The 13,345-nt window shown below is 42.5% G+C and carries 10 protein-coding genes; 3 read left to right on the top strand and 7 right to left on the bottom strand.

The window, feature by feature from the left end; translation table 11 throughout:
- Positions 1 to 177 precede the first annotated feature (177 nt).
- The 6 genes from ASG93_RS28365 to ASG93_RS28340 all read right to left on the bottom strand — a co-directional run bounded on the left by ASG93_RS28365 (position 178) and on the right by ASG93_RS28340 (position 6,707).
- Complete coding sequence (locus ASG93_RS28365; protein ID WP_056837549.1) at positions 178 to 1,062, bottom strand: DUF4846 domain-containing protein; 885 nt, start codon at positions 1,060 to 1,062, stop codon at positions 178 to 180.
- Between the two features lie 294 nt (positions 1,063 to 1,356).
- Positions 1,357 to 2,043 (bottom strand): hypothetical protein, encoded by a 687-nt coding sequence (locus ASG93_RS28360; protein WP_056837546.1) that lies wholly within the window; start codon positions 2,041 to 2,043, stop codon positions 1,357 to 1,359.
- Between the two features lie 447 nt (positions 2,044 to 2,490).
- Positions 2,491 to 2,655 (bottom strand): hypothetical protein, encoded by a 165-nt coding sequence (locus tag ASG93_RS36005; RefSeq protein ID WP_200984539.1) that lies wholly within the window; start codon positions 2,653 to 2,655, stop codon positions 2,491 to 2,493.
- A gap of 472 nt (positions 2,656 to 3,127) precedes the next feature.
- Positions 3,128 to 4,909: a diguanylate cyclase domain-containing protein gene (locus ASG93_RS28350; RefSeq protein WP_056837542.1), complete on the bottom strand. Its 1,782-nt coding sequence runs from the start codon at positions 4,907 to 4,909 to the stop codon at positions 3,128 to 3,130.
- A gap of 315 nt (positions 4,910 to 5,224) precedes the next feature.
- Positions 5,225 to 5,689: an HAD family hydrolase gene (locus tag ASG93_RS28345; RefSeq protein ID WP_056837540.1), complete on the bottom strand. Its 465-nt coding sequence runs from the start codon at positions 5,687 to 5,689 to the stop codon at positions 5,225 to 5,227.
- A gap of 424 nt (positions 5,690 to 6,113) precedes the next feature.
- Positions 6,114 to 6,707, bottom strand: coding sequence for a TetR/AcrR family transcriptional regulator (locus ASG93_RS28340; RefSeq protein WP_056837537.1), 594 nt, complete (start codon positions 6,705 to 6,707; stop codon positions 6,114 to 6,116).
- Between the two features lie 258 nt (positions 6,708 to 6,965).
- Here ASG93_RS28340 and ASG93_RS28335 point away from each other — a divergent pair, with 258 nt between their 5' ends.
- From ASG93_RS28335 to spoVB, 3 genes are all read left to right on the top strand, one after another.
- On the top strand, positions 6,966 to 7,658 hold the full coding sequence (locus ASG93_RS28335) for a DUF6022 family protein (protein ID WP_056837535.1): 693 nt from the start codon (positions 6,966 to 6,968) through the stop codon (positions 7,656 to 7,658).
- A 474-nt stretch (positions 7,659 to 8,132) separates the two neighbouring features.
- The gene (locus ASG93_RS28330; RefSeq protein WP_056837533.1) at positions 8,133 to 8,354 is read left to right on the top strand and encodes a hypothetical protein; all 222 of its coding nucleotides are present in this window, start codon (positions 8,133 to 8,135) and stop codon (positions 8,352 to 8,354) included.
- Positions 8,355 to 9,954: 1,600 nt separating this feature from the next.
- Complete coding sequence (gene spoVB / locus ASG93_RS28325) at positions 9,955 to 11,505, top strand: stage V sporulation protein B (protein WP_056837532.1); 1,551 nt, start codon at positions 9,955 to 9,957, stop codon at positions 11,503 to 11,505.
- A 305-nt stretch (positions 11,506 to 11,810) separates the two neighbouring features.
- On the opposite strand, the gene ASG93_RS28320 is transcribed toward spoVB, so the two are convergent.
- On the bottom strand, positions 11,811 to 12,572 hold the full coding sequence (locus ASG93_RS28320; RefSeq protein ID WP_056837530.1) for a metallophosphoesterase: 762 nt from the start codon (positions 12,570 to 12,572) through the stop codon (positions 11,811 to 11,813).
- Between the last annotated feature and the right edge of the window lie 773 nt (positions 12,573 to 13,345).

Genomic DNA, 13,345 nt, shown 5'->3' with positions numbered 1-13,345 from the left:
TGTCTGTCTCAAGCTTAAAAACAGGGCAAAAACCCGTCGCTTTTTTGCGACACATTTTTGCCCTGTTTTATTTTCGGCATGTTGTGCATGGATGTTTGATTTTAGAAAGCTCCCAGCCCAATAGAGAGCGCTCAATTGATTCTATCGGGAATGGGATCAAGTTCTAGTCATTGGCTCTCAATTATAGAATCGAAACAGCTGCTCATTCGTAAATTTCCACTCCGGTGTTTGCAATTTATCTCCAAAGGAGATATTGTACCAGGGATTTCCCTTGCCATTAGCAGGGTTCTCCAGAATGTGGATCTCTTGTGCAGGCGTATATCCCTGAGCCAGGAGAAAGAGCTTCTCGCCGTTTTTTGGATTCTGGGCTATATCCATTACTATAATCGCATGTCCTGGTGATCCGCCTTCGAGGAAAACATCTCCGGGTCGCATATCCGATAGAGTTATATGCTCCATCTCCTTTGCCAAGGATAGAGTGCCTGCATACGCAAACACCATATTCAGATAGCTGCGGAAGCCCTCGTAGCTATTGGAGCTGGCTCCGCGTTTCACCCAGGAAACCTTATTCCCTGAAACCTCAATCCGATTTCCTTTCGTCCATGCAGCATAATCAGCTTTGAAGCCATTGGTAAAGTTAAAATGTATCTTGTCATACCATCCCTTACCGTATAAATATTCCGCCCGCAGTCTCATCACCGAATCGGCACATTGCTGGAGATCCCGCTCCCCCACATCCACATCCAATACCGCTTCGTAAACCTCTTTCCCCTTTAACTCACCGTTAAATAAATGAACCTTGGAGCCATGAGGCTTAAGCGGAAACTGACGTAAATATTCTTCATATGATCCGGTCACAACAGGCATTCGTTCGAAACCCTTGGGCACAGCAATGCGTTCTGCCACATTTGTCCCATTTGGTTGAATCAGATCGGCCTTCAACGGCTTAACGGCAGACACAGGAGAATCGATGCCCTCCGGTCCTTGGCCCGGATTTCCTTGACAGGAAACAAGCATGAATGCAGAGGATATGAATATAAGCATACCTCTTTTGTTCAACAATAGCAGCACTCCGTTCATTTGGAAGTCATTAATTAGACGATGCGGGCCTTATAATAGTTTATATCACCAAGCAATATCATACCACGTAACCCTTATGCATTCCGCCTGCCGATACAATATGTGTCGGAAACGCCATTTCACGACCTCCAAATAAGGTAGAGTTGTGTATTACTTCCATTTGGGTCCTGTACTTCCTGCCTAGCACCTGGCGGACGTTCCAAATCTCGCAGTAGTTATATATCGTTAGGCTTCACTTGATTTGTACTTTTCAGAATCATTGACTTTTTCTTTGGATCATATCTGAAAGTGATAGACGTTAATGAAATCCTGGCCCGCCCCATAACCGCCAGTCACGATAAATTCTCCGTTGGCAACTTTGAATGGATGGTGCGGCAATTGGCTTATAGAAGCCCAATTCACTCCAGGTTTTATCTCAAGCGATATCGGAAAAGCCTTCCCATTACTTACTCCAAAAAGGTAAGTTTCGAGACCATGACAATCGGCGTAACGAGGAACATAAGCAAATATATCCATATCTTCAAGGGTAAATGGCTGCATGATGACTGGTGAGTCATCTTGTTGTACAATTTCGAAGTCAATTGGAAATGTACTAATTGGGGTTGCAATTCCCTCAGATTTGGATTCCCATACCACCTCATAGTCTCCTGACCAATGGAGATCAGTCTCCGCCCCATAACAGCTAGGTGCGCCCAAAGGGGCTACGCTCGCTTTGTTCGCAGGTTTGACGAGTAGTCGCCCCTCCGAATGCGTACCTATCGCTCTGATTGAGTCATCTTCTATCGCTAAGTTTGCCTCTGTAGCTGAAGGAGATGATACTGGCGTTGGGCTGGGAGGAGACTCAGATGCTGCAGGCATTGGGGGAAGGGACGATACAGACGTATATGGACCAATTCCCCTGTCCCCACATCCTATGAGCATAAAGACGAGCAATAATATCCCCAGTGGGATAATGTTTTTCATTCTGATAGTCTCCTCTAGCGGCTGGACGCATTCGAACTATTTGATGTCCGACGGCGATGATCTACCTAGCTCGGGATGTCAGGCGACGCTGTGTACTTAAGAAAGAACGAATTTAATTCCTTATTATTCCAATGATACTATTTAGACGTTTTAATGGTTGTCTTTGTTTCGAAAATATCCACTGACTTTGATTGTCGCATTAAAAATACCCCCTGTAGTGGAGGTATTATGGTTTTCCATATGTAACAAACGTATATTGGCTATTAATATTGTTAATAAACGAGCAGTAAGCGCTTCGGATTAGTTGAAAAATATAGACTTACAGATCTTACTGAGATCGCGTTATATTTTCTGCCCGTTTACTTTAATAAAAGAGAAAGGAGCTGTAAGCTGCTCCTTCCTTGTTTTTCATTAGCCTAACAAATGCTTAAAATCCGGTGTTTTCCTCTACTTTTCATTTTCTTCGGGAACATCATATTTATTAATATGCGCTGTTATGGCTTCCACTGCTTCGTCCACATCTGTAGTTGCAGGCACCGCTTTGACTACATCTTCAGTTTGATCATGAAAATTTTGTCCATCTGCTTCAATGACATCGTTACGATTGATCACAGACTCACCTCCATTATCCTGTTCAACTTATTTTTCATTTCATGGATAGGATATCCCAATGTGGATTTTTTAGTATTAGTAATCATGGATGTTACACTGCTTAACATCGTGTTTCCGCAATATAAAGCTTTTCTAATTGTACCTTTGGAATTCGTTAGTTGTAATATTCCGTTCATATATTTTTTCCATATTTCGGAAATTGAAACTCTACTGCTCATTAGCGTAAAAAAGGACTGCCATTCGGCAGCCTTTTCGTTATTGAACTATAGTTTCCGGTAGTTTAGCAAGACTCCAATTACAAAGGGTCATCTGCGGCTGCCCGTCAATGAAAAAAAGAAGGAGCTGCATATCACTATAGTACTCATGTCATCCCTCCGCTGCTTACTTCAGTATACAAAAAGGTACCCATAGTCTCTTCTTCAGTTTAATTGCAGCAAAGGATGAACCAGCGAGGGTATGTATCCAGCTTAAACTAAGCGCTCAGCCCATAGAAGCAGTAACGGTTCTTGCCGCTTGCTTTGGCCTTGTACATGGCCTGGTCCGCTTGCTGGAGCAATGTCGACGCCTCTTCACCGGACGATGGGACTACGGTAATGCCTATGCTGCCCGAGACGTGAACCGGCGAACCGTCAATCGTCTGAATGCCCCGCACGGACGTAATGACGCCATCCGCCAACTGCTCTAATTCCCGTACTTGCTCGAACCGTTCCACCACAATGACAAATTCGTCGCCGGCCCAGCGGCCTGCAATGCCTTGATCGCCTATGCAGCGGCGAAGTACGTCAGCGACTTCCTGCAGAAGCCGATCTCCCATTTCATGCCCGAGGGTGTCGTTAACCTGCTTGAATCCATCCAGGTCCAGGAATAGTACAGCATAAGGCCCCGATAGGCCCGATTCCTGAGAAGCCCTCCGCTCAAGCCACTCGCGGATATAGCGGCGGTTCGCCAATCCGGTCAGCTCATCGTAATGAGCTTTACGAACCGTTTCCGTCCGGTTTCCGAAGGCAAACAAATGCCCGTGGAAGGTGGCCCCATTGTCTCCTGTGATCGGGTTCACATAATACTCGTAGTAGCAGGCTTCGCCGTTTGTTTCATTTTGTATCGTTACCAGTTCTCGAATCGCAGCCTGCCGCCCGTTTAAATACGCACGGATCGATCCGCTAAGCGTTTCGCCACCTAACAATTTCATGCCTTCACAATAGAACTCCAGCGACTCGCCTACCGAGAGTGGTCTGCCGAACAGCTCTTCGAATCTCCCGTTGGCAAACAGCACTCTTCCCCGACTATCGCACATGGTTATGCCTTCATGACTTGAAGCCAGCATGCGCTCAATGATGTTGTTTTGCTCTGAGATGGTTTGCTGCGCCACGCGGCTCTCTTCATAGAGATCCGTCATTTTCACATACATTCGGGTAAATTCATAGATCATCCCGCCGAGCACCACATTAGAGAAGATGAACGTGTCGAATTTGGACACATACCAGCCAAGACTGAACCGACTCCCTCCAAACAGCACAATGCCCACATCCAGCATCGTCGCGAGCAGCGCGACACATAGCCAGGAGGAAGTGACCGTGCTTCCGCGCGTCAGCCGGTAGTAGCTTACCAGAGCGGCAGCACTGAGCAGCAGAATCGGCAGAGCGAAACCGTATGTGAATAAATCCGTGACTTTTCCGTGGTCCATCAGAATAGGGATATGTGGCTCATAGACAATAGCCCAATAAACGATCAGCGTAACCATCCCCGTCACTCCCAGTCCGACGAGCACTGTCCCCCACAACGATTGTCGCCTAGTTAAGCTAACCCTCTCCAACCGATGCGCCATCATCGTATAAAGGAGAATGGCGAGCGGGAATCCCACATGCCAAAGCGCGTACAACAACTCTGCAGTCTGAGCACCGACGCGGATACTATTGGGAGGGAAGAAGCCTGGAAACGTCAGCAAATACATCAGTGTCATGAGCGCGGAATACAGATAAGCCCCGCATAAGATCAGAGTAAGTGGCAATCGGTTCACTCGAAACTGGCTGTATAACACAAACACAGTAATGAATTCGAAGCAAACAACCGCCCCAAGCAAAGTCGGCAAGTACGTATTATTTTTTGGTAACTCGATCTGTGCAAACGGCACGGACAGAAGCGTGATGAGAGCGAGGACAGCCCCAATAATAAAGGCTACTCGGCGCTGCGAATGATCAGACGGTACGTTAAATAACGTATACGCCGGAGTCTCGATGTCGTAAGATGATTTCATTTCATGCCTCCGGTTGTGAATAAAATTCTTCTCGGTCTAAATAGACCTGAACCTCTTAACTATATCATTATATATTTTACTCGCTCAATACAGAAACCACCTTTTCATACGATAATAAATGCCATCCCTCCGCAGTTTCCCGGCATCCGGCGTTCCCTCTAATTGAATTTACTAAATCATAAGTTCCACATATCTCCATAGAATCATTTCTTCCGTGTACTAATCTACCCTTTACTTTAATAAACAAAAGAGGAGCTGCCGCGTAGCAAGCCCCTCAACTATCGTTTTCGTTGGCAGAATGAACTAACAAAATTGTTATTTTCTGAGCGTTGGAATGAGCCGATGATGCATTAACAACAAATTCAATCCATCAATTATGTCTGTGACGACTATTTTACTACTCAATAAAGTCGCCGTTGCACAGCCTTCTTGCCCTATTACAGCGATTGATAGATCGGCTTCATGAAACATTAGTTCATCGTTTACCCCGTTGCCAATAACAGCAACACCTGGTGAAATCGTACGAACAAATCTTCTTTTCTCCTCTCGTTGATCATCCTGGCCGATAACGTGCAGCTCTACGGGTAGTCCCTCACATTCTCTAGCGGCACTACCGTTACTATCAGCGGTTAATACATGGATCTTAAGTAGTTTCTCTAATTCTAACAGCGTCTCCTTGACATTAGGTAAAATCCGTCCGTCTAAAGCAATCGTTCCATTAAAATCTAAAACAAGATGATTTATTAGTAGGTTATCTTGTCCAGGAATAAGCAGCTGCATAGCGTTTCACCTTTCGCTCTCTCATTTTTACATTTTAAACATATACATATCGGCAGAAAACAGGATGTACGCCTTCAGCTATCTATGCTTGAACTATCGTTTCCGTTAGCGTAACGTTGTTTATTCATATTTACCCTATTATTGAATCCTATACTCGCAACTTTCTGTAGATATTGATTAAAGTAATTTGGCAACGTACCAATCGCAGTCTAGCTCGATTCTGCATAGGATCCCTCGATCCCCGATTCGTATCTCCAGGAAATTGATGCCTATGGCATTTGGAAAGGGAAGTTGAACACATTGCCTATGGATATGAAGTCTTATTATTTTGGCGTGTTTAAATCGGATAACGAAGTGCTTGAGAGTAATTATGTTCTGGCAAATCAGACTTTCTGACCCATGTTCACCTCGGCATCCAAGAGTTTTACTTTAGTCCGGCTGCAGTAAATGGACCTCTAATTGTCAACTCGGACAGCTGCTTTGCCATATATTTAGCCGAATACTGCATATCGCTTTCTAACCAATAGGAGATCAAACCAAGATTTGAAAATACCATATATTGTATAAAAATCTCCTTCGGGATCGACATTTTTTCAGGATGCGGATGAATATTCTTCATCTTCTCGTCCATAAACTTACGGGTAATGTTAAGGAAGCGGTTCTGGAAAAAAGGAACACTATGCTTCCCCATCATCACTTGAAAAAAGAATTCATGCTCTGAGATAAATTCAAACATTCTTGAGAAAATTGGAATTGTACCATCGTTATCCGTAAATTCTGTCGAGCTTTTTGGAGAAGCATATGTCGCAAAAGATAACAGCATCTCATCAATGGTTTGATCCAGTAAATCGAATTTGTCCTGGTAATGCTGGTAGAACGTAGCGCGATTGATTTCAGCGCGTTCGGTTAAATCACGTATCGTGATCGCATCAAATCCTTTTTCTTCGATGAGAACGAGCAGTGCCTCTTTTAACATATTCCGGGTTCTTTTCACACGCGGATCCACTGACTTCTTCATGAAAACAATCTCCCTCCATTTGTATGATTTCATCATTTTCCCAATACACTTACGGTCTGTTTGTCGTATAGACAACATTACCTAGAAATGAATCGGTTGTTGGGGCTACACCTTCGCCATATAATTATAGCAAAACAACGTCATGTTGTTTAAACGAAAAAGTGTTGGGAAAGGTGGGGGTTAAACTCATTCATGCAACAGAGGTATAAGAAGGTCGTTCAGGCATGAAAATTACATTAACAAAAGGAGCTGTGAGGAATGAAAGCGTGGAAAGAATATTTTGAAACAAACCAAGAAATTACGATTCAGAGTTTGGCAGCATATGTGAATCAACATATTCAACAGATGTGGGTGTCGGTATTACAGGATCACTATGACGAATTGACGGACACCTTTGAAAAAATAGGAGAACCTTCTTATGGCGTTTATATTCATAAACTGTTACAGCCCATTCTTAAAGAAGTGACGAATGCCGGCTATAACTTAAAACCGGGGTTTAATATGCCTCATTCTTTGGAACATTGGGGTCCGCCGGAAGAAAGAGAAAGATGCATGTGGTGTGTAGTGAAGGATGAACATGAAAAGCCCGTTGGAACATTTGTATTACGAGTATTTCACTCTCACGTTAAGTTTAAGGTTCCTCTCGCTCCTGATATTTTAGCTTTAGACGAAACGGAACAAGATTCAATTATCGCGGCTATCTCTAAAGCAAATATACGCTTAAATAAAAAATATCGCGGAGTCGTTCATCAAAATAGAGAAAATGATCAAATTCAAAGATGGGATTATAGTGCAGAAACAGGATTAAGTGATTATTTAACTCAAAATGAGACCGAGGTTAGCGTCTTGGATTATGCACTATCCAAGTGGGGCAAAGAAGGTTGGGAGCTCGCATCCGTTGTTCCTCATGAGGGCCGTCTTATCGCTTTTTTTAAACGACCTGCTTCGTAAAATTTGGTTGTAAACCTTCACTTCAATAACACATGACTTGAGTTGCTTCGAATAAGCCTCAAGTCTTTTTTTCGCGGAAGGAAGTCCAAGCATGTATATAAATTCAATACTTCTTTATTAGCTTCCATTCTGTTTCTCAACCAAGGTAAATAACAACCTTTCAGCCAGATTAAATGTGTAAAATATCCCAATATATATTGACTTTCTTCTTGCGAACTATATTTATATAAACATCCTTTGTAATCAATGCTTCTTGAATAATCCCGTACATCACCTATAAAGAAATGTGATGCGTCTTTAGGTGAACATCTGGAGCAATGCTTCCAAGTAAAAATAGTGTTCTATCTTCTATCGACTTTTTATTGGGCTATAGTTTTCCGTTTAGTTTAATCGTCTGTTGTACGGGATCAAAAATCTACTATGATTACAGTATAATAATGATTACCATTGTTAAGAGTTTAAGGAGGTAATTCAATGCAAAATATGTGGTGGTTGCAGATCAGCTCTGAAGTAGTCATTATCCATAATAGAACTTGTCCTATCATCCCTCTTACTTATCCAGATGAAAAATTCAATAGACAAGTTCAAGGTGGAACATGGTTACAATTTGATAACGAAGAAGAAGCTATCCAATTCTACGAAGAAGGATACGCAAATTTATTTATACGAGAAAAATGCTCGCTTTGTCAGCAATGATAATTTGCGTTCCATTACCTGCTATCAGCACTTCTAAACCATTCAAAGTCGCTTGCTCTTTGAAGCTTAATTGAAAACGCTACTGTATTAAACTGCCCGTTCAATGGACAAAAAAAGAAGCTATCCTTGCGGCAGCTCCCACTATCGTTTCCGTTGAATGAATGATCAATGATACTGTCCTGTTATGTGTTCATTCGAATCTTTTAATAATTTGGAGAGTAGCACAATTTGCCCTGCATGGTATCCATCTTCTAAAGCGTTAACCCGAAGCATTCTGTTCCAATCCTCCAAGTCATAGCGAATTATGACTTCCCTTTTTAAATCCTCCTCGGACAAAACTGATAATATACTTGCCGATTCGGACCGTGTTCTCAAAAGAAGATTACTCAATTCATCTTTCGATATCCCACCATCAGAATTAAATTCTCGAGAGATCTGCCCATTGGCCTATTCTTATTTCATTATGCATTACTCATTAACAATTGACTTTGAGTCACTTATAATTGACTTGAAATCAATTATTGATATGGAGGTTTTGTTATGAGTCAAAAAGTAAGCACAAATCTTCAGCCGATGAAAGTCCGGTCTCGGGAGGGGCTAATGCTACTGATGCTTTCATTCAGTGGGGAATTGATATAGATTCTTGTCTCGTCATTCGAACGAAAGTTCTGGTTTATTAAAACAACCATTTTTCTAATAAGGATTACGGTTTTGAGAAACACTTTTATGGTATAAGATAGGAGGTGAACAATAAACATGAGCAAAACTAAAGACACTAACAACCCAAAGCATGCCACGTCATCAGGTAAAACTGGAGAACAAAAGAAATCGAAGTAAAGTTGTTACTTAACCGGTAAAATACTATCAAAGCATCAACAAACCCGGTTTACTTGACCGGGTTTGTTGGAAATATAGCAACAAGCCACTCCTGACATAATATACCAATCCCCACCCAGCAAAACGCGGGTTTTCGACCTCACAAAAAACCGACATTCCTTTGAAATGTTACGTAGTCTGCTCATTTTCAGCTAAATTGTATTGTCGAATAACTTCGCCTTTCTTATTTGTGGGATGGAGCTCATGTCATTGTAATGCATAGGAACCTTCGTTTGGATAGTTATTATACATATGTGGAATACTTTAGAAAAATCTAGCAGGAGTGAACAAAATGAAACCTATGAAACCTTTATATATTGCCGGAATCTTGGGCATGGTTGTCGGATCTGTCTTTCCTTTTTACTTCGTATTAAAACAAAGACGGTAGGTAATGGTGCAATTACATGCTCCGATCGGCTCGTGGCTTACTTAAGTGTTCTTAATTTCACTTAAAAGATGGCTATGTTAAATCATAATGGTCCTCAAACACCCGCACCATACTCTTCTCCTTACCTGCATCCCCCTTGCTGCCATTACAAGTACGAAGCAAGGGTTGCCCTAGGATTTATATAATGTCATAGAGCCTGCCCCTTGAATCGATGACGGGACCGCCGCGCCGCTATGCGCCATCATTGTCCAAAAATGACATCTACACCGGCTTGTTCGCATGCTTTTCCAATTTTTGAATACATTTAAGTATTCGATAAACAGGAGGACACAAGTCATGTCACAACACGGGCAATCGTTCATGAGAGGTACGCTGGTCTTGTCTGTCGCTGCTTTCATCAACCGTATTCTCGGTTTTATCAGCGGCATGTATATCGCTCGCGTACTGGGCGCAGAGGGAATCGGCATCTTGATGATGGCGCATCCGCTCGTCCCGCTCGTCATTACGATTACGGAGCTTGGATTGCCGGTGGCAATTTCAAAGTTGGTCGCAGAGGCCCACACTCGCGGCGAACGGATGAAAGTGAGGCGTATCCTGCATGTCTCGCTCGCTGTCACCGGCGTCTTGAGCGTAGCGCTCACAACCATATCGTTACTTGGATCTGAGTGGATCGCATCCATTCTGCTAAGCGACCAACGCGCTTATTACGCGATGCTGGCGATTACGCCGATCGCACCGATCGTCGCTGTCTCCGCCGTATTAAAGGGATATTTCCGCGGCATGCAGCAGATGAAGACCATTGCCGCTTCCGATGTGCTGGAGCATACGGTGCAAATCGCTTGTGTACTTGCGCTGGTCCACCTATTGCTGCCTTACGGCGTCGCTTATGCGGCTGCCGGAGCAATGGCTGCCTCTGTTGTCAGCGAAGCGATCAGCCTCCTATTCCTGGTGATAAGCTACAAGCTATACGGTGAATCGAAGATACCGGGCGAGACTTGGGCAAGCCATTTGAAACAAGGAAGAAGCACACTCGGCGAGCTGCTGCAGATCGGACTGCCGACGACTGGGCACGGTGTCATTCATTCGTTATACAGCACCTTCCAGCCGCTTCTTATTACAACCAGCCTGGCGCTGGCCGGCATCGGCACGGCGTTAGCCACGAAGCAATTCGGCCAGCTGGCCGGCTATGCGTTTCCACTGCTTTTCATGCCAAGCTTTATCACGCAGTCCTTGTCCACCGCTCTCATTCCAGCGATTGGCGAGGCAGCGGCGAACAAGAACAGTCTGCTCATACATGAGAGGATGAATCAGGCAATGATCTTGGGACTCCTGATCGGCGCGCCGGCAACCGTTATCTTGTACGAGTGGGCAACTCCACTAACGGCACTTGTCTATAATGCACCTGAAGCAGGACTGCTTCTGAAAATACTGGCGCCGATGTTTTTCCTGCATTATTTCGACGCTCCGCTTCATGCGATTCTGCTCGGGCTCGGCCGCGCGAATGCTACGCTGTGGAATTACGTAATAGCCACCGTATTCAAGGGTGTCTCGATCTTCTTGTTCGGCAGCCAATTTGGTATTATTGGCGTTGCTTACGGCATCGGTATCGGCATTGTGATACAAACACTGCTAAACTTCTTTTCCATCTCAAGCTCGATCGGATTTTATTGGAGTATTCGTCCTTATGTCAAGGTTGGGATCTGCATGATGCTGATGGTGATATGCGGACACTGGACCTATAACTATGTTGCCAGCCACGGTATGCCGCAGTTATGGTGCGTAATCACTTCAATCGTCTGTTCCTTGTTTCTCTATTTCGCCGCACTCGTATTGACGGGTACATTGAATTGGAAAAGTACGCGTCACAGATTTTCGATTCCATGGTAGGTTTACTTGAAAAGTAAAAAGCGCCATGATCGGCTGTTTTTTCGCTGCTGGCTTAAAGCGTAATGTTCTTTTTCCATTGAACATAGCGGTTACAGAATGGTTTTTATCGGCAGTAACTGGATGTGTTGATCCCACACAATGCGGCTGCCGATCTGTGCCGGCAGCCGCGTTTTAGTTATTAATTGAGCATCCTGCATAACCCTGTTAGAAATGAATCGAAGTTTATCGCTTTGCGTTAAACTCCCCAATTCAAACAACACAAAAAAGCCTATGCGAATTACTCGTCTAGGCTTAATTCTATCTAGCTAAAGATGGTGCAATGTTATCTCACTTCTGACTAGAAATCTTGCATTAATCCCCGTCTGTCCAATTCCCTTCGATATATAGTAAGTACCATATTGATTATTATGGAGACCTTTATATATTCCCCTCCTAGGTAAGTCTCCTGCATTTTTGATACTAAAAAAAAATGGGATATTAAATTGTTTACCATGAAGATGCCCAGCCATTAAAAAGTCATAGTGTTTATTTAAATGTAAGACTACGTTAGGATCGTGGGTAATAACGACTTTAGTTCTATTGTGATCAACGGCGTGGAACGATGCTTCAATGTTGCTCATACCTGAATCAAAATCATCAATTCCAATTAACTCAAATTGATCTAAATGTACCGATTCATTCCTTAATAAATGCAAACCATATTTTCTAAGTAGATTGATTAAATCCTTAACATTTTTTTGCTGATAATCATGGTTTCCGAGAACACAATAAATTGGCACGTTACAAATAGTCAATGCTCTTAGATACTTTTCTAGTTTGGAGAGACTTTTACTTCGTTTGGTAAAATCACCTGTAATAATAATATAATTTGGATTCTCGCGATGAATAATAGTTGTAATTTTCGATGGACTTATTCTTAGTCGTTCTACATGCAAATCACTAATCTGTAGGATTTTCAAATTTAAATTCAGAGGATGTTTAATCTGCTCAATTTTTAACCATTGTGTAGGTAAAATTAAACTTATATAAAATAAGAATATTAGAATCACTATGGAAATATAAATCACTTCAGCATCCTCCTCTTATAAGATTCATTTCGTGGAAGTAACATTAGTTCTAGATTATTTTGGATTAATAGATCTGGAGTTAGGTAATTTCAATTCCCTATCGTATCGGCCATTTATCTCAATATAAACAGGCTACTGCTCGTTAGCCGATTTGTATTACCTTCGTATGTCAGTTCAAATACATAAATAGGCATATTGGACTTGCTTGATTTTGAGATCATTGAAACTGCAATCCTCTATTTTTTGCTTTTGGGGCAATTTATTAACCGTAATCACCCCCACATCAATATCTTCCTAATAGTAAATAAGACGCAACAAAGTTTGTCTAAGTTTCACCCTAAAATTCCATTTTCATTGCACATTACTGCCCGATAGTTGAGCAGGCTGCCGATGATGCCGGCAGCCTGCTCGTCATGGTACTATCGTTTTCTGTTAGCGTAATCTTTGTCAGATTAGGGAAAGTTCAGGTCATTATTTAATCTGATCAGCTTATCATTGTATAGTTTTAACTTGGTTTCAAAACTGCTTCTATTTTGTTCAAAATCCCGTGTCCATTTATACATCATCTTTAACATCAAAAATCTGGTTTATAAKGACACTTTTCAATTCCGAGTTTTTGCTTAAGGAATCGAGTTAGAATTCTTATTCTACKCTTCCACAATGGAGTATCAAGAAATATGATTGTATCTGCCATTTGATATAAACATTGATAGGATTCTCTATCAGTTCCTTCAAATATCCATGTTCCGTTTTTATCAATTTCCATTAAAACA

Origin of the sequence: Paenibacillus sp. Soil787 (assembly GCF_001429545.1) — a bacterium.
Taxonomy (GTDB): Bacteria; Bacillota; Bacilli; order Paenibacillales; family NBRC-103111; genus Paenibacillus_E.
Note: the sequence above shows the minus strand (reverse complement) of the source record. Positions and strands in the feature narration are given on the sequence as shown.